Here is a 24264-nt window from a genome sequence, read left to right on the forward strand (position 1 = left end):
CCCGAACAGGACAGTGAAACGCCTTCGCGCCGATGATAGTGGATGGACATCCGTGAAAGTAGGTCATCGTCAGGCTCTTTATTACGAAAAACCCCTTCAGCACTACTGAAGGGGTTTTTTTATTGCCCGCTCGATTCGTGGGCCGCTTTGCTGCCATGGAGCGCGTCAAAGGATAGGCTCATGCGTTACCACGGAGCATGGGAACGAGGAGGAAGGCGCTAATGGCAGGCATAAAAAAACGGGCCTGTGCCCGTTTCTTATGCTTGTGTGCCTGGTACCTTCTTACTTAAGGTGAGTGCTAACCAGTTTGGTCATTTCAAACATGCTGACCTGCTCTTTACCAAAGATTGGGCGCAGTTTATCGTCGGCATTGATATTGCGACGGTTTTGCGGGTCTTGTAAATCGTGTTTTTTAATATATTCCCAGATTTTTTTGGTAACTTCTGTACGAGGCAGTGGTGTGCTCCCTACAACGGCGGCCAATTCGGTGCTTGGAGTAAGGGGTTTCATAAACGCTGCGTTTGGTTTGCGTGCAGGTTTTTCCGATTTAGTTGTGGCCATTTTGGGGCTCTCCTTAAAGGCAGGGTTATATAGCATGTATGTGTTAGAGAATAACGTGTAATAGGAAGCTTGCCTAGCATTTTTTAAGTATATTTTGCTTCAAATGGTTTTTGAGACCTTTGCCTGGGTAAATTAGCGATAATTAACCATTATTGTATATATTCATGCCCCTTGAAAATTCGATTTAATACCCGCTTTCCACCAGTAAAATTTGGCAGCAGGACATTAATATTGGGTAAAGAAGACATATTTTAGTTATAGTGCATGATTATTCCATCGACACTCTGCTTTTAATATTCAATCTCATGCAAATCACCGATCATTCAATTACCTTAAAACGCCCCGACGACTGGCACCTGCACTTGCGTGACGGGCTGGCGCTTGAGTCTGTCATTGCCGATAGTGCCCGGCAATTTGCCCGTGCGATTGTCATGCCGAATTTACGCCCTCCCGTGACGACTGTGGCGCTGGCGACGGCCTATAAAACAAGAATTGAAAATGCATTGGAAAAAACGGGCTACGAAGGCAAATTCGAGCCGCTGATGACCTTATATTTAACCGATAATACCTCGGCAGAGGAAATTCAAAAGGCAGCCGAATCGGGCTTTATTCATGCCGTGAAATTATATCCTGCCGGTGCCACAACCAACTCGGATGCAGGCGTGACCGATTTATTGGGTAAATGTCGTCCGGCACTTGAGGCGTTGCAAAAACATGGCATGCCTTTGCTGGTTCATGGTGAGGTCACCGATCCAAACATAGACCTGTTTGATCGCGAAGCGGTTTTTATTGATCAAGTCATGATTCCCTTGCGTCGTGATTTTCCTGAGCTGAAAGTGGTGTTTGAGCACATCACCACACAGGAAGGTGCACACTATGTACGTGATGCACAAGGTCCTGTGGCGGCAACCATTACCGCCCACCATCTGCTTTATAACCGGAATGCCATTTTTACCGGTGGTATTCGTCCACATTACTACTGTCTTCCCGTATTAAAGCGTGAAAAGCATCGCTTGGCCTTGCTTGAGGCAGCCACCAGTGACAGTACACGCTTTTTCCTGGGCACAGACAGTGCTCCGCATGCCAAAGGTCTTAAAGAGCATGCCTGTGGCTGTGCCGGCTGTTACACTGCCATACATGCCATGGAGCTTTATGCCACTGCCTTTGAACTGGCTGGCAAGCTGGATAAACTTGAGGCTTTTGCAAGTCTGAATGGACCGGATTTTTATGGTTTGCCACGCAATCAGGACTTCATTACCCTGGAGCGTATCGAATATAATATTCCGGCAGAGTTGCCTTATGCTGACAATACCACCCTGGTTCCCTTGGCGGCTGGTGAAAACCTGAACTGGAAAATGAAATAATTCAGTGATACATACATATACGGCAATCCTGGCGTTTTCATTCCGTTTGGGATTGACATTGAAAGGTTCTTGAATGAATGCCTGCTTCGGGTGGGGTAAACACTCAACCCGACCAGGCCATAAGCATTAATGGACATCGCTTTGGCTAAACATAAAATTCAAATTACCGAAGAACGTTATAAACAGGTTGATGACTACTTCAATCAGTTGTTTCTGAAAGAAGATGTGATTCCTGAAAAAGTGCTTGAGCATTGCAAGAAAAACAATATTCCCGCAATTAATGTGGCACCCAATCAAGGCAAGCTGCTTCATATGCTGATCAGGATGAATGCGGCCCGGCACGTCCTGGAAATTGGTACCCTGGGTGGATACAGTACCGTTTGGATGGGGTTGGCCTTGCCCGATGATGGTCGCCTGGTTACGTTGGATTTTGATGAGAGTTATATCAGAATTGCCCGTGAAAGCCTGAATATGGCCGGTTTGCAGGACAAGGTTGAAATCAGACAAGGTGTCGCGGCTGAAACGCTTGAGCAAATGGTGCAAGCAAAGCAAGCCCCGTTTGATTTTATTTTTATCGATGCTGACAAGGAAAATAATCCGGTCTATCTGGATTATGCCCTGAAGCTGTCACGACCGGGCACAGTCATTGTGGCTGATAATGTGGTTCGACAGGCCAAAATACTGGATGATAGTGGCAAGGCGGATAATATCCGGGGGCTGCGCCGGTTTTTTGATGATATGGTGGACAACCCTCGTCTAACCGTGACCGCTTTTCAGACCCTGGGGTCTAAAGGCTGGGATGGCCTGGCGATTGCTATTGTCAAGCAATAACACCGTCAGGCCAGGCCAATAGCCTAACTGGTTTCTTTCTTGGCTTCGAGCTGTTCCCAGCGGTCAAAAAGCTTAAGCAGCTCTTCTTCCAGCTCTTGCAGACGAAGGTTAATGCCGTTAGCCGTGTCCGAGCCGTCTTTGTAGAGTTCCGGGTCGGAAAGTTTGGCGGTCAGCTCTGCCTGTTCCGCTTCCAGTTTGGAAATTTCCTCGGGCAGGGATTCCAGCTCCTTGAGCTCCCAGCTGCTAATGCGGGAACGGTTTGGGCGTGATTTTGGCTGGGCAGGCGTGTTAACGGCTGGTGTTGTTTCAGCTTTTTTATCGGTGCCGCCTGGCTTGCCTGCCAGTTTGTCCGCCACGTCTGCGGGCCGCTGTTCAAGCCAGTCATCATAACCCCCCACGTAATCCCGCCACTGCCCATCTCCTTCATAGGCAATGGTTTGTGTGATCACATTATTCAGGAAAGTTCGGTCGTGGCTGACCAGTAGAACCGTGCCATTAAAGTCCTGAAGTAATTCCTCAAGCAGTTCCAGGGTTTCAATATCCAGGTCGTTGGTTGGCTCGTCCATGACCAGAACGTTGGCAGGCCGGGCAAACAGCCGAGCCAGTAGCAGCCGTGCCCTTTCACCACCCGACAGGCTGGAAACAGGGGATTGCGCACGGGCCGGTGAGAACAGGAAATCACCCAGATAACTCATGACGTGTTTGCGCTGTTGACCGATTTCAATCCACTCACTGCCTGGATTGATCACTTCGGTAAGAACGGCATTTTCATCCAGTTGTTCACGCATTTGGTCAAAATAGGCAATCGACAGGTTGGTGCCCAGCTTGACTTTTCCCTCAGTGGGGGACAGTTTGCCCAGAATGATTTTGAGCAGTGTGGTTTTACCGGCACCGTTGGGGCCAATTAAGCCAATCCGGTCACCACGCATGATGGTGGTGGAGTAGTTTTTGATAACGGTTTTGTCACCGAAGGTGTGGCTGACGTTTTCCAGTTCAGCCACTAGTTTACCGGATTTTTCACCCATGGAAACAGCCAGGTTGACGTTTCCAACACGTTCACGACGTTCACTGCGTTCGCGGCGTAATGCTTCAAGGCGTCTGACCCGGCCTTCGTTGCGAGTGCGTCGGGCTTCAACCCCTTTGCGAATCCAGACTTCTTCCTGGGCCAGGAATTTGTCAAAACGTTCGTTTTGCAGTTTTTCGGCTTCAAGCCACTCCGCTTTGCGTGCCTGCCATTGGCTGAAATTGCCAGGGAAACTGTGTAGCTGGCCGCGATCCAGTTCTATGATGCGGGTGGTGACGGCATCAAGGAAGCGTCGGTCGTGGGTAATGATCACGCAGGCGGAACGACTGCTTTGTATCATTTGTTCCAGCCATAGTATGCCCTCAAAGTCCAGATGGTTGGTGGGTTCGTCAAGAAGCAGTAAATCGGGGGCCTCGATAAAAGCGCGGGCCAGGGCTATGCGTTTGCGGGTGCCACCCGACAATCCCTTGACCAGCGTGTCAGGATTCAGGCCCAGTTTTTCGATGATTGCACTGGCACGGGCCGGTCGGGCCCAGTCTTCGGAGTCAAGGATATTGCCACAGATATTTTCATAAACGGTTTGATAATCGTTAAGGACGGGTTCCTGCTCAACGGTAATGACGCGCAATGAACCCATCTTTGAGATTTCACCGTCATCGGCTTCGGTACGGCCGTCAAGAATGCGCAGTAATGAGGATTTGCCAGCGCCATTGCGGCCGATCAGACCGATTCTTTCGGATTCCTGGATGGTAAGGTTGGCGTTATCGAGCAGAGCGTGGTGGCCATATGCCAGATGAGCATTGATTAATGTGATAAGAGTTTGTGCTGCCATAAAGTAGATCTAAAATATTGGGTAAACGGTTTTTTATTCTTTTGGGATAAAAGGACTTTAACACCTTTGGCGGGAATAAGTCGGTTAAAATGCATTTCTGGCAAAGTGGGCTGGGCAATCGCGGGGGTTTTATCCTCGAGGAACGTCCGGACTCCATAGGGCAGGATAGCGGCTAACAGCCGTCCGGTTGCGCAAGTAACCGAGGAATAGGGCCACAGAGACGAGACTGCAGCGTGGGCACGCAAGTGCACTGATACGGCGACTTCCGTATGGCATTGCCGCAAGGCAATAACGCCGCAGGGTGAAACGCGGTAACCTCTATCCGGAGCAACATCAAATAGGCATGTGTCTGGTTCTGCCAGGAAGGGCGGCTCGTCCAAACATGCGGGTAGATGGCTAGAACGCATCAGCAATGATGCGTCCAGAGGAATGATTGCCAACCAGTTTACTGGTTTACAGAATCCGGCTTATAGGCTCACTTTGTCAGTTCTTTTCTTATAGGTTGTAAACCCTCGCCATGACCGGGTGAAGGGCTGGTGGTTCATGGTAATTTCTCAAGAACTGTTAAGAAATGATAAAAATTAATATACAGTTTTTACGATATCTCTTGCCTTACTTTCACTTTCTATTTTAAGAGCTTGATTTCTAAAGGTCTTTCTATTTTCCATTTTCGTCAGGTAACGCTAAGTCGTTGTAGTTATTGGAAAAAGTCAATAAATAAAGCTTGACCAAATATCAGCCTTGTCTTAAAGTGGGGAAAAGTAGGGAAATGTGGAAAAAAGTGGGGAAAAATTGGTTTTCCAGGGAAATAGTGCACTCACCTTAGATGCCAAGGGAAGGATGACCATTCCTGCCCGGTATCGTGATGCCCTAATGGAATCCGCCCAAGGTGCCCTGACCATTACCCGCAATTTTGATGGTGGCTTGCTGGTTTACCCCCGCCCCGTGTGGGAAGAAAAGCGTGAAGTCATCATGCAATTGCCAATGTCCGCCCGTCATGTCCAGCGTCTGTTATTGGGTAACGCCCAGGATGTGGAAATAGACGGAGCAGGGCGAGTACTCATTGCTCCCGAATTGCGCTCTGCTGCAGAAATGATTAAAGAAGTTGTTTTAGTTGGCATGGGCAGGCATTTTGATCTTTGGGATGCCCAGATGTTTGCGAACATGCAGGCGGCTGATTTGGCCAAAGGTTTACCAGATAGTTTGGATGATTTTTCATTGTGATTTCAGAAAGTTTCGTACATAAGACCGTGTTGCTCGGAGCAACTGTCAATGCGCTGGTTCACGATGAATTCAATGTAAAGGCCAAATGGATTCACGATTTATTGCCTCCTGGCAATAAAGATGGTGTTTTCGTGGATGGCACGTTTGGCAGGGGGGGGCACAGTCGTTATCTGCTGTCCCAGCTTTCAGCCAATGCAAAACTGTTTGTTTTTGACAAAGATCCCCTGGCCATGGTCTCGGCACGTCAATTGCAACAGGAAGATTCCCGGGTGAACATTATTCATGGCGGCTTTTCTTCAATGGAAGAAGAGTTGCATCAGCGTGGCATTGACCAGGTTCAGGGTGTTTTATTGGATTTGGGGGTTTCTTCCCCACAGATAGATGATGCATCCAGAGGTTTTTCTTTCATGCGGGAAGGGCCGCTGGATATGCGAATGGATACCAGTCGTGGCGTAACTGCGGCTGAATGGCTGGCACAGGCCAGTATTGAAGAAATGAAGGAGGTTATAAAACACTATGGCGAAGAACGGTTTGCTTTCCAGATTGCAAAGGCGATTGATCATCGCCGCCAATCCAGCCCTTTGTGCACCACGCTCGAACTTGCCGAGCTCGTCTCAACCGTCGTCCGGACGCGGGAAAAAGGTCAACATCCGGCCACACGTACCTTTCAGGCTATACGGATTCACATCAATCAAGAGCTCGAGGAGCTGGCGAACACCCTCGCGTCAATTTTAAGATTGTTGGCACCAGGTGGAAGGATGTCGGTGATCAGTTTTCACTCGCTTGAAGATCGCATGGTTAAACAGTGTATCGCGGCAGCGGCCAAGCCTGGTGCCGATTTTGCACGTTTACCTTTACGAGAAAGTGAAATGCCACAACCGGTGCTTAAAAGTCTGGGTAAGGTATTGGCGGCTTCGGAAGAGGTGGTGGCCAATCCCCGTTCTCGCTCTGCAGTGTTGCGGGTCGCGCAAAGAACAGAAACGGCATTGACGGATGCTGATGCCTTTGTCAGCAGGCCGCTCACACCGGGTAACCAGTCTGGCAAACGGAGGGGTTCATGGCGCGGTTAGGTTTATTGCTGCTGGTGTGTTGGTTTGTTTACAGTGCTGCTTCTCTGGTGTCGGTTCGATATCAGCAACGTCTGCTGTATGTCGATCTGGGGCGAGCGCAGGCGGTGGAAAATGAACTGGGTATAGATTGGCGTTACTTGCAGCTTGAGCGGGCAAAATTAACGACTAATGCACGGATTCAACAGGTAACAACCCAAAAATTGAACATGCAAATACCGCATATCGGTCAAATTATTTATATCAAAGATTCTGAGCTGGCGAATAGTCCGGCCTCACCTGCGACGCAACAGAGTAACCAATAAAAGGGAAGCCAAATGCTTAAATTCGGCAAAAACAAAATCCCTGAGTTGTTCAAACGATCCAGAGAAAACGCCTATTCCCGCCATTACAGCAGTCCGGTTTTGCATGTGCAAATCCCCAGGTGGCGCGCGCGCGTTCTTTTTTTCCTGATTTCCCTGGGTTTTTTGGCAGTAATTGGCAAGGCGCTGTATATCCAGATCATGAGTACCGAGTTCTTGCAGGCGGAAGGCGAAAAACGATTTGAGCGTACGCTGCAGCTGCCGGCCACCCGTGGACTGATTACCGACCGTAATGGTGAGTTTCTGGCAACCAGCACACCCGCGGTAGCCGTCTGGAGTATCCCCGAGGAAACCAGCAAGGCAAGCCCCCAGCAGCTGGGCGCTTTGGCCAAACTGTTGGATATGTCTTTGAAAGACCTGCAGGAAAGACTGAAGAACCTGGACAAAACATTTGTCTATCTGAAACGGCAGATTCCGACGGATATCGGCAAGCAGATTAAAGAGCTGGGCATTCCCGGGATTCATTCTTTACCCGAGTCCAAACGGTCTTATCCGCAGGGTGCGTTGACCGCTCATGTGGTTGGATTTACCAATATCGAAGACCGGGGAATTGAAGGCATTGAGCTGCAAATGAACGAATCATTGCGGGGCAAGCCGGGGTTGCGTCGGGTCTTGCGCGACCGTATCGGACGTATTATCGAAGATGTCCAGGAAGTGGAGCCGGCCACCGATGGTGCGGATGTCACGCTGACCATAGACGGGCATATTCAACTTCTGACCATGCAAGCCCTGGAAAAAGCCATGAAAAAGCATGAGGCCGAATCGGCCGGAGCCGTGGTCATTGACACGAATAATGGTGAAATATTGGCCATGGTCAGTGTGCCGTCTTACGATCCCAATATGCAGTCCGAGCGTAAAGGTTCCGCACTCAGGAATCGGGTCATTACAGATACCTTTGAGCCGGGCTCCATTATCAAGCCATTGGTATCCGCTCTGGCGCTGGATGCCGGTGTCATTACCAAAAACACCTTGTTCAATACAGGAACCGGCTCTTACCGCTACCAGGGGGCCACCATTACCGATGTCAGTTCCCGTAATGGCACGCTGAATGTGTCAGGTATTTTACGTCGCTCAAGTAATATTGGCATGACCATGATTTCCGAGCGTTTGCGTTCGGAACAAATGTGGACCGTATTCAATGCCCTGGGTTTCGGACAGGTTCCCAACATCGCTTTTCCCGGTGCGGCTTCGGGACGTGTCCGGCCATGGGAGCGTTGGAAGCTGATTGAAAAGGCCACCATGTCCTATGGATATGGTTTGTCGGTATCCCTGTTGCAGATTGCCAAGGCATTTACAACACTGGCCCGTGACGGAGACATGATCTCCCTGTCATTGATTAAAAATGACAAGAAACCCACCAGTATTCAGATTTATAAACCGCAAACGGCTCGTGATGTCAGGGCCATGCTCGAAGAGTCGGTGGGTATGGAAGGTAATAAAATCCAGGCAATGGTTAACGGCTATCGTATTGGCGGAAAAAGTGGAACCGCAAGGCAGATTGTCAACGGGCGTTATAGCCGCTCTGATTATCGGGGCTCATTTGTTGCTGTTGCGCCTATTTCAAAACCCAGGATTGTGGTGGCCGTAACCGTTAACAGGCCGAAAAAAGCCGGTTATTACGGTACCCTCAATGCGGGGCCGGTTGCGGCGGAAATCATTGAAGGAACCTTGAAGTATCTCACGGTTCCGCCAGATTTGCCGGTAGAGCCCTCATTGGAAGCAAAAAGTCAGAACACGACAGGCAGGAGAAATCGCGGATGACCATACCATTCATATTACATTGGTTAACACAGCATGTGGCATCCACGGCGCACCTTCGGCTTGACTCCAGGGACATCTGTAAAGGGGATGTCTTTGTTGCCTGTGTCGGAACCTCACAAAACGGCGCTGCGTACATTGAAGATGCAATCGTAAAGGGTGCCGCGGCTGTTTTGCTTGAGCAATCCAGTGGCCCGCCGGTCAATACCGCTTATCCGGTGCCGGTATTGGGCGTGCCGGGTTTAAGGCAATTGCTGGGTGAGTTGGGTGACACCTGGTACGGACATCCATCGGAACAGGTTTTTGTGATTGCAGTTACCGGCACGAACGGAAAAACCTCTTGTGCCACCTGGTTGGCCAGAGCGTTGACCGCCAATGGCGTGCCGTGTGCCACCATTGGCACACTGGGCATGGTATTGCCCGATAATACCAATTTGGGTGGTTCACTAACGACCCCTGATGTGCTGACCTTGCATCGTTTGCTGGCAGAGTTACGAGACAGGGAAATTAATGCGGTGTCTATCGAGGCCTCTTCCATCGGCCTGGATCAGGGGCGTATGGACGGATTGCGTATCCGGATTGCCGCCTTTTCCAATCTGACCCTTGACCACCTTGATTATCACAAGGACATGGCAGAATACGAGCGGGCCAAAATGCGTCTGTTTCATTGGCCCGGCTTGCAGCATGCCGTGATCAACCTGGATGATCCGGCCGGTGAGCGCATATTTCTAGACTCCCGTGCCGAAAACACGATTGGTTACTCCTTGAAAAATCATGTAGATGCCAGGATTCTTGCCAAAGAGCACCGTTTTGATGATTACGGACTGGCTTTCGATTTGTTCAGCCCGCAGGGCGAGGCGCAGGTATTGACCCGTTTGCTGGGTGAGCACAATATCTCTAATTTATTACTGGTTGCAGGTGTGTTGCAGGCTATGGGCTGGACGCTGGCCGATGTTGTTAAAACCATCTCGTTGCTTGAGCCGGTACCTGGTCGATTGCAGATTGTGAAAGGCCTGGAGGTAGCCGGGGAAGCGGGAATGCAGCCTTTGGTGGTGGTGGATTACTCGCATACACCCGACTCGCTGGAGCGCGCGCTCGATGCCTTGAGGCCAACCGCCCGGGCCCGGAAAGGACGGTTGGTTTGCATTTTTGGTTGCGGTGGTGACCGGGATAAAACCAAACGTCCTGTCATGGGTAAAATTGCTTCGCAAAAAGCCGATCTGGTTTATGTGACCAGCGATAATCCCCGTACCGAAAATCCTGAGCGGATTCTGGCCGACATCCTGGCCGGCATGCCTGTTTCACCTCATGTTCAGCCTGATCGGGCCTATGCCATTTTACAGGCGGTATTACATGCCTTGCCCGAAGATGTCATTTTGGTGGCAGGAAAAGGGCATGAAACCTATCAGGAAGTCAATCATGTCAAAACCTGTTTTGATGATCGTGAGTGGTCTGTACTGGCATTGGCCTTGCGTCATGCAAGCGGTGTCTCCACCGATTCACGCAGTATTGGCAAAGGGCAGATATTCATTGCCCTTGTCGGTGAAAATTTTGATGCCCATGATTTTCTGGGACAGGTTCAGCAAGCGGGCGCATGGTTGGCGGTTGTCAGCCGCAAGAATCCGGATATCGATCTGCCCCAGGTGCTGGTGGCCGATACGGGCAGGGCGCTTGAATTGATGGGCAAGGCCTGGCGCTCCCTGTTTGATATCCCGGTTATTGGGGTGGCAGGCAGTAATGGCAAAACAACCACTAAGGAAATGATTGCCGCCATTTTGGAGGTACATGTCGGGCCGGCACATTGTATTGCCACGAAAGGCAACCTGAATAATCAAATTGGTGTCCCCTTAAGTTTATTGGGCTTGAATGAAAATCATCAGGTCGCTGTATTTGAATTGGGCATGAATCATCCGGGTGAGATCCGCATCCTGACCGATCTAGCCAGGCCTACTGTCGGACTGGTGAACAACGCGCAAAGGGAACACCAGGAGTTCATGCAAACGGTAGAGGCCGTTGCGATTGAAAACGGTGATGTGATTGCCGGTCTTGATGCCAATGGGGTCGCTGTTTTTCCTGCCGATGAGCCTTATACCGCCTTGTGGCACGATATTGCCGGCGAGCGGCGTCGGATTTTATTCGGTTTTGGTGAACAGGCCGATGTTACTGCCGAAGAGTTGGTGGCCGATATCAATGGCAGTCGTTTTTTGCTGGTGACCCCAAGTGCCTCCGCTCAGGTTTCATTGAATATTCCGGGCCATCATAATGTGCGCAATGCATTGGCAGCCACTGCCTGTGCGCTGGCGATCGGTATACCTGTGGATACGATTATCATTGGGTTACAAAAATTTAGCCCCGTTAAGGGACGAATGCAGGGATTTGTGCTTTCTGACGGCACAAAATTGCTTGATGACTCGTATAATGCAAACCCTGATTCTGTTCGTGCTGCCATCGATGTCCTGTCACGATTGCCCGGGTCCAGGGTGCTGGTGCTGGGAGATATGGCCGAAGTGGGTGATGATGGTCCGCAAATGCATGCCGAAGTGGGGCTCTATGCCAAAGAAAAAGGTATTGATTACTTGCTGGCTTATGGCAAGGCATCCAGGCAAACTGTACAAGCCTTTGGTTCACAGGCAACGCATTTTGAAGACATTCATCAGATGGCACCGTACATCAGAATTCTCAAACCGTTAAATATTTTAGTGAAAGGATCACGATCAATGCGTATGGAGCGTGTGATTGCAGACTTGCAAAAAGCTTCATCCATTGAAGGGGAACAAGATGCTGTATGAGTTATTCGGGTGGCTGTCTACAAGTATAAGTGGCTTCGGTGTTTTTGAATACATTACATTGCGAGCCATGCTGGCGTGCGCTACTGCATTGTTTATTGGCTTGTGGGCCGGCCCGCGTGTCATCCGGAGATTGACGGCGCTTAAAATTGGCCAGGCGGTCCGGGCTTATGGACCCGAATCGCATCTGGTCAAAAATGGCACGCCCACCATGGGGGGGGTGCTCATTCTTATCGCGATTGGTATCAGTACTTTATTGTGGGCAGACTTAAGCAACCGGTTTGTCTGGGTGGTGATGCTGGTGACTTTCGGGTTTGGCGCGATTGGCTGGGTGGATGATTATCGCAAAGTGGTTTATCGCAATCCCGAAGGCATGTCCTCGCGGGAAAAATTTTTCTGGCAGTCATTGATTGGCCTGATTGCATCGGTATATCTGACATTTGCCGTTTCCGCACCGGCCAATGCCGATTTATGGCCTTTGTTCAAGGAATGGGTGTTAAGTGGTTTCAGCATGCCGCTACCATCCCGTGCCGACCTGATCGTGCCTTTTTTCAAGAGCGTCAGTTATCCGCTGGGCGTATTTGGTTTCGCCGCATTGACCTGGGTGGTCATTGTGGGTACCAGTAATGCGGTTAACCTGACCGATGGTCTAGATGGCCTGGCCATTATGCCCACCGTTATGGTGGGCAGTGCCTTGGGTATTTTTGCCTACGTGGTGGGACGGGTTGACTATTCCCGATACCTGTTGTTCCCTTATATTCCAGGTGCCTCCGAAATGTTGATTTTGTGTGCCGCCCTGGCTGGTGCCGGCTTGGCATTCCTGTGGTTCAATGCATATCCTGCCCAGGTTTTCATGGGCGATGTGGGAGCGCTGGCGCTGGGGGGCATGTTGGGCACGGTGGCTGTCATTGTCCGGCAGGAAATTGTCCTCTTTATCATGGGAGGGGTGTTCGTGGTGGAAACACTGTCGGTCATGCTCCAGGTTGTCTGGTTCAAATACACCAAGAAAAAATATGGTACAGGGCGTCGCATACTTCGAATGGCACCTTTGCATCATCACTTTGAAGTGGGTGGCTGGAAAGAGACCCAGGTGGTGGTGCGGTTTTGGATTATCACGATGATGCTGGTGTTACTTGGTTTGGCAACATTGAAATTACGATGAATACACAGTCAGAAAATAACGTTTTGTCTTTTCCTTCCTCGGTCCTGGTTCTGGGACTGGGAGAAACCGGTCTTGCTGCCGCTTTATGGTGCCTGCGTAATCAGGCGCGCTTGCGCATTGCCGATACCCGAACCAACCCGCCGGGCCTGGACAAGCTGGATGCAACAGGTTTGCCCTTTGAAAAATTCCTGGGTGAACGCAGCTTTGACGATGAGGCCCTGGAAGGGATTGACGCAATTGTTTTAAGTCCGGGTCTGGTGCCATCCGAGCCACAGCTGGCCGGTTTTCTTGCCCGTGCGGAACAGCGCAATATTGAAATATTGGGTGAAGTAGAACTGTTTTCCCGCGCACTTTTACAGCTAAGGCAAACACAGGCTTATGAGCCCAAGGTGCTGGGAATTACCGGTACGAACGGCAAAACCACAGTAACCACCATGATCCGTGACATGTTGCAGGAAGCCGGGCTGGTCGCGGTGGCAGCGGGCAATATCAGCCCTTCTGCCTTAACCGCGTTGATGGCGGCTCTTGATGCCAACGCCTTGCCTGATGTCTGGGTGCTTGAGTTATCCAGTTTTCAGTTGGTAACCGTTAAAACCTTGCAGCCTGACGCATCGGTTGTGCTGAACATTACCCAGGATCATTTGGACTGGCATGCCAATTTGCAGGAATATGCCGATTGCAAGGCAAAACTGCTCAAAATGAGCCGGGTGGCCGTTATCAATCGTGATGATGAAATGGTCAGTGCCATGGTGGCGTTTGCCGATGACCTGAATGTACGCTCTTTCGGTGAAACCGAGCCTGTCCTTGACGGGGATATGGGTCTGGAAGACAGTAATGGCATGTTGTGGCTGGCTGCGAGCAGTGCCGATGAGTTTGATCTGCCCGAAACCGGTGGCCGAAGAAAAAAAAGCACGGAACGCCCGGTTAGAAAACAGGGAGTGCTCAAACGCTTGATGCCGGCAGATGCCATACTGGTGCGAGGTCGGCATAATGCCCTGAATGCATTGGCGGCCATGGCGCTGTGCCGGGTACTGGGTATCGGCTGGACTCCATTGCTGAATGCGTTAAGAAATTACGTGGCTGAGCCACACCGAACCAATTTTGTTCGAAGCATCCGGGGGGTTGACTTCATCAATGACAGTAAGGGCACTAATGTGGGTTCTACGGTCGCGGCCCTCAAGGGTATGGGTCGCAAGGTGGTCTTGATTGCCGGTGGACTGGGCAAGGGACAGGATTTTTCTCCGTTGGTCACACCGGTGGCGCGCTTTGCCCGTGCTGTTGTTCTGATCGGGCAGGACGCCCGTGTTATTGAGCAGGCTTTGGCACCTGCCGGTGTGCCATGTCTTCATGCCGTGTCGCTTGAAGAGGCTGTCAGTATTGCGCTGGATCATGCGCAGGAAACCGATGTGGTGTTGTTATCACCCGCCTGTGCCAGTATGGATATGTTCAAAAATTACAATCATCGTGGCAATGCCTTCATTGATGCTGTCAACGAGCTGGCCCTTGAAAACGGAGAGGTGGCATGAGTTTGCTGGCAGAGCTGCGTTCCAGTGTCAGTGCGGTCAAGCCGGGTCGTACGACCATGCGCAATTATGATTTGCTGTTGGGCGTTGCGGTCTCTGCCTTGTTGTTGTTTGGTCTGATTATGGTGTTTTCCGCCTCTATTGCATTGGCCGATGGGCCCAAGTATGCCAATTTGGGCCGGTATTACTTCGCCCTCCGTCATGGGATTTATATTACAGTGGGCGTGTTTCTGTTTTTTCTGACGCTGACTGTACCCATGAGCTTCTGGGAAAAAAACGCTTTCCGGATTTTTCTGTTTGCAATGCTGCTGCTGGTTCTGGTTCTGGTGCCGTTTATTGGTAGAGAGGTCAATGGCGCTTCACGCTGGCTTCCCATTGGCCCCATCAACTTTCAGCCATCCGAGCTCATGAAGGTGGCCATGTTGCTCTTTGCCGCCGATTACACGGTGCGTAAGCAGAAATACATGCAGGATTTTATTCGTGGTTTTATTCCCATGGCCCTGGCATTGGTAGCGGTCGCCACACTCTTGTTGCTTGAGCCCGATTTGGGGGCTTTAATGGTAACGGTGTCGATTGCTGTTGGGATCCTGTTTCTTGGGGGCATTAATCTTGGACTTTTTGTTTTTGCCATTGGTGCACTGGTTGTCTTGTTTGTATCGATGATTATTTTTGCTCCCTGGCGACTGGAGCGAATCATGGCCTATCTTGAGCCGTTTCATGAATCAAACGTGCAATCCAGTGCTTACCAGCTGGTGCACTCCCTGATTGCCATCGGGCGCGGAGAATGGTTCGGGGTTGGTCTGGGTTCAAGCATTGAAAAATTGCATTATTTGCCCGAGGCACATACTGATTTTATTATTGCAGTGGTGGGCGAAGAGCTGGGCTTTGTCGGGATTTTCCTGGTGGTGGTGCTGTTTTTCATCATTGTTAAAAAAAGCTTTGATATTGGCCGTTCTGCCATTGCGATGGATCGCGAGTTCAATGGCCTGGTGGCCCAGGGGGTTGGTGTCTGGTTTGGTGTGCAGGCATTTATTAATCTGGGGGTTTGCCTGGGTCTGTTGCCGACCAAGGGTCTGACCTTGCCGCTGGTCAGCTATGGGGGGTCTTCTATCGTCATGAATCTGATTGCGATTGCCATGTTGATGCGCGTTGATTACGAGGTCCGTCAAATGATGCGTGGCCGGCCTGTCAACAAAGAAAATAAAAGGTCGTACTCATGAAACAGCCAACATTATTGGTCATGGCAGGCGGAACGGGCGGGCATATCATGCCAGGGCTGGCCGTGGCACATGAAATGCAGGCGCGCGGTTGGTGTGTCGTCTGGTTGGGCGATCCCTCCAAAATGGAAGGCAAGCTGGTGCCTGCGCATGGTTTTACTTTGGTACCCATGACTTTTTCAGGGGTTCGGGGCAAGGGCATTGCGGCTATTGTCAAATTGCCGTTTACCCTGTTGCAGGCCAGCACCCAGGCCTGGAAAATTCTGGCCAGGGAAAAACCTTCGGTTGTCCTGGGTATGGGCGGCTATGTGGCTTTTCCGGGTGGTATGATGGCAGCTTTGCGTGGTATTCCTTTGGTGGTTCATGAGCAGAATGCCGTGGCAGGTACCGCCAATAAATGGCTGGCCAAGGTGGCCACCCGTGTGTTGTCCGGGTTTCCTGGTGTATTGCCCAAGGGGAAAATGGTGGGTAATCCGGTACGCACGGATTTGCTTGCCACACCGACTCCGGCCCAGCGTTACGGGAATCGTTCGGGGCGTCTGAATATTTTGGTGGTGGGGGGCAGTTTGGGGGCGCATGCCCTGAACACTATTGTGCCCCAGGCATTGGCCGGCATGGCGCCGCAGACGCGCCCTCATGTTGTGCATCAGTCTGGCGCCCAACATCTTGATACCCTGAAAAAAACCTACGCCGATCTGGGGGTGGAAGCTGAGTGCGTGGCGTTCATTTCCGATATGGCGGCAGCCATGTCAGCCGCTGATTTGCTTATTTGCCGTGCGGGTGCCATGACGGTTGCCGAGGTGGCTGCGATCGGGGTGGCTGCCTTGTTTATTCCCCTGCCACATGCGATTGATGATCATCAAACGGCCAATGCACAGTGGCTTGTCCGTGAAAATGCGGCGTGGTCCAAAGCGCAAAAAGAATTATCAGCCGAATGGCTGTCATCCTGGTTACAGGATAAAACACGTCATGAATTGCAGGCCGTTGCCGAAAAGGCAAGGCAATGTGCACGAACTGACGCTACACAGCTGATCGCGGATGTGTGCGCCAGTGTAGTTAAGGATAAAAAATGAAACACAGGATAAGAAATATCCATTTTGTTGGCATTGGTGGCTCTGGCATGAGCGGCATCGCCGAAGTATTGCTCAATCTGGGCTATCGCATCAGCGGCTCCGATTTGCAGGAGTCGGCCGTCACGCGCCGTTTGGCCAATTTGGGTGCCATCATTCATATTGGGCATCAGGCGGAGAACGTGCGGGATGCCGATGCGATTGTGACGTCAACCGCTGTGGCCAACAGTAACCCTGAGGTGCTTGCTGCCCGGGCCCGACAAATTCCAGTGGTACCCCGGGCCATCATGCTGGCGGAATTAATGCGTTTGAAAAGAGGGATCGCCATTGCCGGCACCCATGGCAAAACCACCACGACCAGTCTGGTGGCCAGTGTGCTGGCGGCAGCCGGTCTTGATCCGACTTTTGTGATTGGCGGGCGGCTGAATTCGGCCGGTGCCAATGCGCGTCTGGGGCAGGGTGACTATATTGTGGTGGAAGCGGATGAATCGGATGCTTCGTTTTTGAATTTATTACCGGTCATGGCCATCATTACCAATATTGATGCCGATCACATGGACACTTACAGTCATGATATTGCCCGCTTGCGCAGCGCGTTTGTGGAGTTCACCCAGCGGCTGCCGTTTTATGGTAGTGCAATTCTGTGTAACGATGATGACAATGTTCGTAAAATCATCCCCTTCATTTCCCGTCCGGTCACCACCTACGGGTTTAGCGATGATTCCCATTTTCAGGCAGTCAATGTGCGTGCAGAAGGTACCATGATGTGCTTTGACGTTATTCGCCGTATCCGGGTTGATGAGTGGTTGCCCACCTTGAGCATCACCCTGAACCTGCCGGGCCGCCATAATGTGTTGAATGCCCTGGGCGCGATTGCCGTGGCAACCGAGCTGGATTTGCCTGATGAGGCTATTGTTTCAGCCTTAAAAGGATTTAATGGTGTTGGACGCCGCTTTTCCCATACGGGTGACTTCAATATTCCCGAGAAAAATGGGGGCGGTCAGTTTACGGTCATCGACGATTATGGACACCATCCGGTGGAAATGGCTGCCACTATCGCGGCAGCGCGTGGCGCCTGGCCCGATCGTCGTCTGGTTCTGGCCTTTCAGCCACATCGTTATACCCGTACGCGCGATTGTTTTGAGGATTTTGTAAAAGTCTTGAATAGTGCTGACGCGGTTGTGCTGACAGAGGTATATGCTGCCGGTGAGACGCCCATTGTGGCTGCCAATGGTCGTGCCCTGGCACGGGGAATTGGTGTGGCGGGGAAACTGGAACCGGTTTTCATTGAAGACGTAAGTGAAATGCCACAGGCAATTATTGATTTTGTCAGGGATGGCGATGTGGTAGTGGTCATGGGAGCGGGTTCAATCAGTAAGGTTCCCGGGCAAATTGGAGAGTTGGTATGACGCACGAATTTGGCAAAGTCGGCATTTTGTATGGTGGCCACTCAGCCGAGAGAACGGTTTCCCTGCAATCGGGTGAAGGTGTTTTGTCGGCCTTGCAAAGCAAGGGGATAGACGCCCATCTGTTTGATACCGGTAAGCAAAGCCTGGCAGAATTGGCGGCACAGAATTTTGATCGTGTTTTTATTGCCTTGCATGGTCGTTATGGAGAAGATGGCACGCTGCAGGGGGCACTCGAATTATTGGGTATTCCTTATACCGGTAGCGGTGTGATGGCCTCAAGCCTGGCAATGAATAAAATCATGACCAAGCGCGTCTGGCTTGAGCAAGGCTTGCCAACCCCCAGATACAAAGTGGTCAGGAACCTGGCCGATACCGATGCCGCTTGTGCCGAACTGGGGCTACCCCTGATCCTCAAGGCGCCGCATGAAGGTTCGACCCTGGGGCTGTATAAAGTCAGCGAACCGGATGAGTTGCATGAGGCTTTCAGGCAGGTCATTAATTTTGATCATGAACTATTGGCCGAGCAGTTTGTGGTTGGCCGTGAGCTGACCATTCCCGTGGTGGGTAAAGGGGAAGATGCCCGGGCCTTACCGGTGATTGAAATTTTTGCCCCAGACGGCAATTATGATTTTGAGCATAAATACATTTCAAACGATACGCGTTATGAATGTCCGGCCAATTTGGCCCCCGAGCTGGCCAGCCGGATCCAGGGCATTGCCGTACAGGCCTATCGGGCCCTTGGATGTGAAGGATGGGCGCGGGTCGATATTATGCTTGATGCCCAAAACCAGCCCTGGTTGCTTGAAATCAACACCTCACCGGGCATGACCACTCATTCGCTGGTGCCGATGGGAGCGAAAGCGGAAGGGATGAGTTATGCCGATCTGTGTGTCTTCATCCTGTCGCAGGCCTCGTGCAAAATACACAGGCCTGTGTCTGAAAACGGATAACAGGGATGTAAACAGTGCTGAATAATGCCCGTGCAACCAACCTCATTGCAAACGTTATTGCAGTCATGGCCGTTATCATTTTTATTGCGGGGGGTATCTATTGGCTTGCGCATCGCCCCATGTTCAATCTGTCCCGCATCACCATCGAGCCGGTGAACGGAAGGGTGCTCAATTACGTGTCGCCTGCCAGCATTCAGGCAACCATTGCGGGCAAACTCAAGGGCAATTTTATTACGATTGACCTTGGTGAGACCAAGAAGATTTTTGAGACCTCTCCCTGGGTCAGGCAGGCGCATCTGCGACGTGTCTGGCCGGATGGCTTATCGCTTAAAATAGAAGAGCATGAGCCCTTTGCTTTCTGGAATGAAAACCAGATGATCAATACATGGGGTGAGCTGTTTTCAGCAAACCAGGCTGAATTGAATTCCGAATCGGAGTTGCCGCAATTCAATGGGCCAGATGGTTCTGAGCGACTGGTGGTGCAACGGTATGCCGAGCTGGTTCGCTGGCTGGCGCCATTAAAATTGGGTGTTAATGAAATAACGCTTAGCGATCGCTATGCATGGCGTGTAGAATTGAGTAATGATATGGAATTGGTAATGGGAAGGGACCCGGGTGCTGATGCCGTCAATCCGCACGGGGGGCAGGGGGCCGTCTCTTTCGCATCGACCATCGAACGTTTTGTGCGTGCATGGCCGGTATTACAAAACCGTATCGAAGGCAGGAAAATAAACAAGGTGGATCTTCGTTATACCAAGGGCTTTGCCTTAACGTATGCTCCAGTGGATAATACGCTACCAGTTGATAGTAAAGAGAAAAAATGAGTCGTGACCTTAAGGACCTAATTGTTGCGTTGGATATCGGTACTAGCAAAGTTGTTGCGGTAGTTGCCGAAGCGTTGCCTGAAGACGGGCGATTTGAAGTAATTGGGCTTGGGCAGCATGAGTCCAAGGGAATGCGTAAAGGGGTTGTTGTCAGTATTGATTCAACCGTGAACTCCATCCAGCGTGCTCTGGAAGAGGCCGAGTTGATGGCTGATTGCAAAATCAGGGAAGTTTATACGGGCATTGCCGGCAATCACATTACCAGTTTCAACTCCAGTGGCATGGTGGCCATCAAAGACAAGGAAGTGTCCGAGGCCGATGTGGCACGGGTTATTGAAACCGCAAAGGCGGTTAATATTCCAACTGATCATCAGGTACTGCATGTCCTGACCCAGCAATTCATTGTTGATAACCAGGAAGATATCAGGCAGCCGGTTGGCATGAGCGGTATACGGCTGGAAGTGCGTGTGCATATTGTGACAGGTGCGGTCAGTGCCGCCCAGAATATTGTCAAGTGCGTCCGACGCTGCGGACTGGAAGTGCAGGACCTCATTTTACAACCGCTGGCATCCAGCATGGTTACCCTGACCAATGATGAAAAAGAGTTGGGCGTGGTCATGGTGGATATTGGCGGTGGTACAACCGATGTGGCTATTTTTACTGGTGGCGCCATTCGTCATACCACCGTTTTGCCTGTTGCCGGAGACCAGGTAACCAGTGATATCGCGGCCATGCTCAGGACACCCACGCCCGATGCTGAAGACATCAAGTTGCGTTTTGGCATTGCCAAACAATCCCTTGCCAATCCTGAGGAATTGATCGAAGTGCCAGGCCTGGGTGACCGCGATGTACGCAAGGTCAAGCGGCAAACGCTGGGGGCGGTTATCGAACCTCGTATCGAGGAACTGTTCATGATGGTGCAGCAGGTGGTCAGGGATTCCGGCTATGAGGATCTGGTGGCGTCAGGGATTGTACTGACTGGTGGAACATCGCTGATGCCGGGAATTGTTGAATTGGCCGAGGATGTGTTTCTCAAGCCGGTTCGGGTGGCGGTTCCCGAGTATCGGGGAAGCCTTGCCGATGTGGTTCGCAATCCACGGTTTTCAACCGTGATGGGTTTGTTGACCGAAGCGCGTGTGCAACGCCTCAGAGGTAGCAAGACCATGCAACAAAAAGGAGGATTTAAATCGATCTTTTTACGCATGAAAGAGTGGTTTATGAATTAAAATATAAGCATAATTAAAGGATTACGTGATTTTTTTATGCTTAAAACGTATTTTTGCAGGGGTTAACCCTGCAAAAGGGTGATGAACATCATCCAGGGGTTATTTAAAAGACAAATGCGGGAATTGCTTTGGCCTTGTTTTTTAAATGATTTCCGAAAATTGGGGAATTTTCGATATTTATCTGGATTATAGGAGTTGGTTAACATGGATTTGGGTTTTCAAATATTAGATGACAGCAATAGCAGCGGTACTGTTATCAAGGTGATTGGTGTAGGTGGAGCAGGTGGCAACGCGGTGCGGCATATGATGCGTTCAGGTATTAAGGGTGTGGATTTCATCTGCGCTAACACCGATATCCAGGCGCTCACTGCTACAGAGGCACCCGTGCAAATTCGTTTGGGTAATTCAGGTCTGGGTGCCGGTGCCAAGCCAGAGCAGGGTCGTGCTGCTGCAGAGCTTGCGCGTGAAGAAATCAGGGCCGCCCTGAATGGCGCAAATATGGTTTTCATTACTGCCGGCATGGGTGGTGGTACCGGAACCGGTGCTGGTCCTGTGGTAGCGGAAGTGGCCAAGGAGCTGGGTATTTTGACGGTTGGTGTGGTGACCAAGCCGTTTTCGTTTGAAGGAACCCGTCGCATGAAGTCGGCGGAAGAAGGTATTGCCGAGCTGGCCAAGCATGTACATTCCCTGATTGTGGTCCTGAACGAAAAATTGTATGAGTTGATGGGCGAAGACGCGACCCAGGATGAGTGCTTCAAGGAGGCCGACAATGTTCTGTACAATGCCTGCGCAGGTATTGCAGAAATCATTAATGTCCAGGGCGATATCAACGTCGACTTCGAAGACGTCAAGACGGTGATGGGCGAATACGGCCAGGCCATGATGGGTACGGCAGTCGCCAGCGGCCAGGATCGCGCCCGGGTAGCTGCCGAGCAGGCCATTGCCTGCCCGCTGCTCGAAGGTGTTGACCTGAATGGCGCGCGCGGTATCCTGGTTAATGTAACCGCCAGCCGTTCCCTGAAAATGACGGAAACCAAGCTGATCAATGAAATCATTAGCAGCTATGCATCCAAAGATGCTCACTTCATTTTTGGTAGTGCCTTTGATGAATCCATGGGTGACAGCCTGCGTGTTACCGTGGTTGCCACGGGTCTCGGACGCAAACAGCCTGAATTGGTGCATAATGTAAACCAGAATGTGCGTACAGGTACCGATGATCTGGTATTGAATTTGAATGCGGTTGAGAACCAGACTGAAGCGTTCAATCTGGATACCCCACCGGTATTCCGTAATCCTCGTGCTCGCAGCCAGGCGGCCTCCGATCAGGTAAGGGCGCTTGAAACATCAGGTATGGAACGCTACGATATTCCTGCCTTTTTACGCAAACAGGCCGATTAATAAAAAGCAGAACCAACAAAAAGGCAGTACCAACTCCGGATGGAAATCAGCTTAGTGGTTTCCATCCATTAAAAGAAACGGTTTCCCCAAGCCGTTTCTTTTTTGTTTTCGATTGAAACACCTTTTTGTCAAATCAATAACTTGGCATGTCATTTCAAGGTAAAATGGCCTTTTATAAAAGGTAAATTTTGGCCTTGTTGCGATATTACACTTATGCTCAGACAAAGAACAATTCAGAATCTAGTTAAAACAACGGGTGTCGGTGTCCACTCCGGAGAACGCGTGGAAATCGTCCTGCGTCCTGCCGAGGCAAACACCGGTATTGTTTTTCATCGTATTGATACCCCTGAGGTTATTGATTTTCCCGCCCTGGCAGACAAGGTGGGCGATACCCGTATGGCTTCAGTTCTGCAAAATGGCAACGTCCGTATCTCTACCGTAGAGCATTTAATGTCAGCCCTGGCCGGCTTGGGAATAGATAATATCCATATAGACCTGAATGCCGAAGAAGTGCCTATCATGGATGGCAGCGCCGGGACTTTTGTTTATTTGTTGCGCTCTGCCGGTATTGTTGAACAAAATGCACCCAAACGTTTTCTTAAAGTATTGAAAACGGTAGAGGTGAGTGAAGGCGAGGGTGAGAATGCCAAATGGGCCCGCCTTGAGCCTTATGAAGGTTTTGCGCTGGCGTTTTCAATCAATTTCCAACATCCGGCCATTGATTCAACGGCCAGTTTTGCCGAAGTGGACTTCGCCCGTGATTCTTACACGAAGGAAATCGCCCGCGCCCGTACCTTTGGTTTTGCCAGCGATGTCGAGGCCATGCGCTCTATGGGTCTGGCCCGTGGCGGCAGTCTTGATAACGCCATTGTCATGGATGATTATCGAATTCTTAACAGCGATGGTCTGCGTTATGATGATGAGTTCGTCAAGCATAAAATCCTTGATGCCATCGGTGATCTTTATCTGATTGGTAAACCTTTGCTGGCCCGTTATGTGGCCTGTAAATCGGGTCATGGCCTGAATAACAAGCTGTGCCGTGCTTTGTTGGCCCAGGAAGATGCCTGGGAAATCGTCACTTATGACTCACAGGCGGCCGCAGCCGATGCTGTTAGCCGTGACTGGCGTCTGGCTTAGGTTTTTCTTCGCTTTAAAATTCGGGCAATGGTATCAGAAAATTCGCCTTCCGGCAGGGTTTTATGCAATTTATCAAAGGCATCCAGTGCAGATTGGTTTAAAATAGTCCTGTTTTCAGTATGAGCCCGGGCCTGCGGTTCGGGTTGGTACAGGTTGGCCTGTATTCTGATGCGAACCTCATTGACGTTCAAGCCCTGATTCATCAGGAGCTGGCTGATTCTTGGTGTAAGTTGGCGTATCTTTGCCGCGTAGGCGGCACTGGGTACCGCAATGACCAGGGTTCCGTTATCGAACTTCAGGATTTTACATGCCTGGGTAACCGGATCATGTAAACTGGCCAGGATTGTATTTTGTATGTCCAGGTAATAACTGGCTGTTTTAAGGATGTTCGCCTTTTGCTCATCATCCTTAAGCCAGCCCAGGGCAGTCTTTTCCCCATTGCTTTGTTGGCGATGGGTGGCATGGTTTTTGTTTTTATAATATTTACGAAACAGGGACATAGACAGTAGATAGGTAAAATGTTTAGAAAGCGTAGAAAA

The 24264-nt window shown here is 50.7% G+C and carries 20 protein-coding genes and 1 other RNA gene; 18 read left to right on the top strand and 3 right to left on the bottom strand.

Annotated features, from left to right (window positions below; genetic code table 11):
- Window positions 1–282 precede the first annotated feature (282 nt).
- Window positions 283–561, bottom strand: a complete 279-nt coding sequence (locus tag KU392_RS11290; RefSeq protein WP_169295376.1) for an SWIB/MDM2 domain-containing protein — start codon at window positions 559–561, stop codon at window positions 283–285.
- A 305-nt stretch (window positions 562–866) separates the two neighbouring features.
- Here KU392_RS11290 and pyrC point away from each other — a divergent pair, with 305 nt between their 5' ends.
- Complete coding sequence (gene pyrC, locus KU392_RS11295) at window positions 867–1925, top strand: dihydroorotase (protein WP_169295375.1); 1059 nt, start codon at window positions 867–869, stop codon at window positions 1923–1925.
- Window positions 1926–2066: 141 nt separating this feature from the next.
- Complete coding sequence (locus KU392_RS11300) at window positions 2067–2756, top strand: O-methyltransferase (RefSeq protein ID WP_246587447.1); 690 nt, start codon at window positions 2067–2069, stop codon at window positions 2754–2756.
- A gap of 23 nt (window positions 2757–2779) precedes the next feature.
- Here KU392_RS11300 and KU392_RS11305 read toward each other — a convergent pair whose 3' ends face one another.
- Window positions 2780–4612, bottom strand: a complete 1833-nt coding sequence (locus KU392_RS11305) for an ATP-binding cassette domain-containing protein (protein WP_217735361.1) — start codon at window positions 4610–4612, stop codon at window positions 2780–2782.
- A 102-nt stretch (window positions 4613–4714) separates the two neighbouring features.
- Here KU392_RS11305 and rnpB point away from each other — a divergent pair.
- The 16 genes from rnpB (at window position 4715) to lpxC (ending at window position 23725) form a co-directional block, all read left to right on the top strand.
- Window positions 4715–5098, top strand: an RNA gene (rnpB, locus tag KU392_RS11310) — RNase P RNA component class A.
- 354 nt (window positions 5099–5452) lie between these two features.
- Window positions 5453–5836 carry a division/cell wall cluster transcriptional repressor MraZ gene (locus KU392_RS11315; RefSeq protein ID WP_246587453.1) on the top strand — a complete coding sequence of 128 codons (384 nt, stop codon included), beginning with the start codon at window positions 5453–5455 and terminating at the stop codon, window positions 5834–5836.
- Window positions 5836–6906, top strand: a complete 1071-nt coding sequence (gene rsmH / locus KU392_RS11320; protein ID WP_217735414.1) for a 16S rRNA (cytosine(1402)-N(4))-methyltransferase RsmH — start codon at window positions 5836–5838, stop codon at window positions 6904–6906. Before KU392_RS11315 ends, rsmH begins: the two co-directional genes overlap by 1 nt.
- Window positions 6894–7208 (top strand): cell division protein FtsL, encoded by a 315-nt coding sequence (ftsL, locus tag KU392_RS11325; protein ID WP_169295371.1) that lies wholly within the window; start codon window positions 6894–6896, stop codon window positions 7206–7208. The genes rsmH and ftsL overlap by 13 nt, the downstream gene beginning before the upstream one ends.
- A gap of 12 nt (window positions 7209–7220) precedes the next feature.
- On the top strand, window positions 7221–9026 hold the full coding sequence (locus KU392_RS11330; RefSeq protein ID WP_169295370.1) for a peptidoglycan D,D-transpeptidase FtsI family protein: 1806 nt from the start codon (window positions 7221–7223) through the stop codon (window positions 9024–9026).
- A complete protein-coding gene (gene murF / locus KU392_RS11335; RefSeq protein ID WP_217735362.1) occupies window positions 9023–11812 on the top strand; it encodes a bifunctional UDP-N-acetylmuramoyl-L-alanyl-D-glutamate--2,6-diaminopimelate ligase MurE/UDP-N-acetylmuramoyl-tripeptide--D-alanyl-D-alanine ligase MurF in 2790 nt (929 codons plus the stop codon). The genes KU392_RS11330 and murF overlap by 4 nt, the downstream gene beginning before the upstream one ends.
- Complete coding sequence (gene mraY / locus KU392_RS11340; RefSeq protein WP_169295368.1) at window positions 11802–12971, top strand: phospho-N-acetylmuramoyl-pentapeptide-transferase; 1170 nt, start codon at window positions 11802–11804, stop codon at window positions 12969–12971. The genes murF and mraY overlap by 11 nt, the downstream gene beginning before the upstream one ends.
- Window positions 12968–14497: a UDP-N-acetylmuramoyl-L-alanine--D-glutamate ligase gene (murD, locus tag KU392_RS11345; RefSeq protein ID WP_217735363.1), complete on the top strand. Its 1530-nt coding sequence runs from the start codon at window positions 12968–12970 to the stop codon at window positions 14495–14497. The genes mraY and murD overlap by 4 nt, the downstream gene beginning before the upstream one ends.
- The gene (ftsW, locus tag KU392_RS11350; protein ID WP_217735364.1) at window positions 14494–15714 is read left to right on the top strand and encodes a putative lipid II flippase FtsW; all 1221 of its coding nucleotides are present in this window, start codon (window positions 14494–14496) and stop codon (window positions 15712–15714) included. Before murD ends, ftsW begins: the two co-directional genes overlap by 4 nt.
- Window positions 15711–16784 carry an undecaprenyldiphospho-muramoylpentapeptide beta-N-acetylglucosaminyltransferase gene (murG, locus tag KU392_RS11355; protein ID WP_169295365.1) on the top strand — a complete coding sequence of 358 codons (1074 nt, stop codon included), beginning with the start codon at window positions 15711–15713 and terminating at the stop codon, window positions 16782–16784. Before ftsW ends, murG begins: the two co-directional genes overlap by 4 nt.
- Window positions 16781–18190, top strand: coding sequence for a UDP-N-acetylmuramate--L-alanine ligase (gene murC / locus KU392_RS11360; RefSeq protein WP_169295364.1), 1410 nt, complete (start codon window positions 16781–16783; stop codon window positions 18188–18190). Before murG ends, murC begins: the two co-directional genes overlap by 4 nt.
- Window positions 18187–19140 carry a D-alanine--D-alanine ligase gene (locus KU392_RS11365; RefSeq protein WP_169295363.1) on the top strand — a complete coding sequence of 318 codons (954 nt, stop codon included), beginning with the start codon at window positions 18187–18189 and terminating at the stop codon, window positions 19138–19140. The genes murC and KU392_RS11365 overlap by 4 nt, the downstream gene beginning before the upstream one ends.
- Before the next feature lie 14 nt (window positions 19141–19154).
- The gene (locus tag KU392_RS11370) at window positions 19155–19964 is read left to right on the top strand and encodes a cell division protein FtsQ/DivIB (RefSeq protein WP_217735365.1); all 810 of its coding nucleotides are present in this window, start codon (window positions 19155–19157) and stop codon (window positions 19962–19964) included.
- A complete protein-coding gene (gene ftsA / locus KU392_RS11375; protein WP_169295361.1) occupies window positions 19961–21190 on the top strand; it encodes a cell division protein FtsA in 1230 nt (409 codons plus the stop codon). Before KU392_RS11370 ends, ftsA begins: the two co-directional genes overlap by 4 nt.
- Before the next feature lie 204 nt (window positions 21191–21394).
- Window positions 21395–22588 (top strand): cell division protein FtsZ, encoded by a 1194-nt coding sequence (gene ftsZ / locus KU392_RS11380; protein ID WP_169295360.1) that lies wholly within the window; start codon window positions 21395–21397, stop codon window positions 22586–22588.
- Between the two features lie 213 nt (window positions 22589–22801).
- Window positions 22802–23725 (top strand): UDP-3-O-acyl-N-acetylglucosamine deacetylase, encoded by a 924-nt coding sequence (gene lpxC / locus KU392_RS11385; RefSeq protein WP_169295359.1) that lies wholly within the window; start codon window positions 22802–22804, stop codon window positions 23723–23725.
- Here lpxC and KU392_RS11390 read toward each other — a convergent pair.
- Window positions 23722–24225 (bottom strand): DciA family protein, encoded by a 504-nt coding sequence (locus KU392_RS11390; RefSeq protein WP_217735366.1) that lies wholly within the window; start codon window positions 24223–24225, stop codon window positions 23722–23724. The genes lpxC and KU392_RS11390 overlap by 4 nt on opposite strands.
- Between the last annotated feature and the right edge of the window lie 39 nt (window positions 24226–24264).

This window comes from Advenella alkanexedens (genome assembly GCF_019132845.1).
In the GTDB taxonomy this organism is placed as follows: Bacteria; Pseudomonadota; Gammaproteobacteria; order Burkholderiales; family Burkholderiaceae_B; genus Advenella; species Advenella alkanexedens.

What these genes read in the sequence shown, in the direction of transcription:
- KU392_RS11290 (WP_169295376.1), bottom strand. Translation starts at nt 561, where the DNA reads ATGGCCACAACTAAATCGGAAAAACCTGCACGCAAACCAAACGCAGCG.
- pyrC (WP_169295375.1), top strand. Translation starts at nt 867, where the DNA reads ATGCAAATCACCGATCATTCAATTACCTTAAAACGCCCCGACGACTGG.
- KU392_RS11305 (WP_217735361.1), bottom strand. Translation starts at nt 4,612, where the DNA reads ATGGCAGCACAAACTCTTATCACATTAATCAATGCTCATCTGGCATAT.
- KU392_RS11315 (WP_246587453.1), top strand. Translation starts at nt 5,453, where the DNA reads ATGACCATTCCTGCCCGGTATCGTGATGCCCTAATGGAATCCGCCCAA.
- ftsL (WP_169295371.1), top strand. Translation starts at nt 6,894, where the DNA reads ATGGCGCGGTTAGGTTTATTGCTGCTGGTGTGTTGGTTTGTTTACAGT.
- KU392_RS11330 (WP_169295370.1), top strand. Translation starts at nt 7,221, where the DNA reads ATGCTTAAATTCGGCAAAAACAAAATCCCTGAGTTGTTCAAACGATCC.
- murF (WP_217735362.1), top strand. Translation starts at nt 9,023, where the DNA reads ATGACCATACCATTCATATTACATTGGTTAACACAGCATGTGGCATCC.
- mraY (WP_169295368.1), top strand. Translation starts at nt 11,802, where the DNA reads ATGCTGTATGAGTTATTCGGGTGGCTGTCTACAAGTATAAGTGGCTTC.
- murD (WP_217735363.1), top strand. Translation starts at nt 12,968, where the DNA reads ATGAATACACAGTCAGAAAATAACGTTTTGTCTTTTCCTTCCTCGGTC.
- ftsW (WP_217735364.1), top strand. Translation starts at nt 14,494, where the DNA reads ATGAGTTTGCTGGCAGAGCTGCGTTCCAGTGTCAGTGCGGTCAAGCCG.
- murG (WP_169295365.1), top strand. Translation starts at nt 15,711, where the DNA reads ATGAAACAGCCAACATTATTGGTCATGGCAGGCGGAACGGGCGGGCAT.
- murC (WP_169295364.1), top strand. Translation starts at nt 16,781, where the DNA reads ATGAAACACAGGATAAGAAATATCCATTTTGTTGGCATTGGTGGCTCT.
- KU392_RS11365 (WP_169295363.1), top strand. Translation starts at nt 18,187, where the DNA reads ATGACGCACGAATTTGGCAAAGTCGGCATTTTGTATGGTGGCCACTCA.
- ftsA (WP_169295361.1), top strand. Translation starts at nt 19,961, where the DNA reads ATGAGTCGTGACCTTAAGGACCTAATTGTTGCGTTGGATATCGGTACT.
- ftsZ (WP_169295360.1), top strand. Translation starts at nt 21,395, where the DNA reads ATGGATTTGGGTTTTCAAATATTAGATGACAGCAATAGCAGCGGTACT.
- lpxC (WP_169295359.1), top strand. Translation starts at nt 22,802, where the DNA reads ATGCTCAGACAAAGAACAATTCAGAATCTAGTTAAAACAACGGGTGTC.
- KU392_RS11390 (WP_217735366.1), bottom strand. Translation starts at nt 24,225, where the DNA reads ATGTCCCTGTTTCGTAAATATTATAAAAACAAAAACCATGCCACCCAT.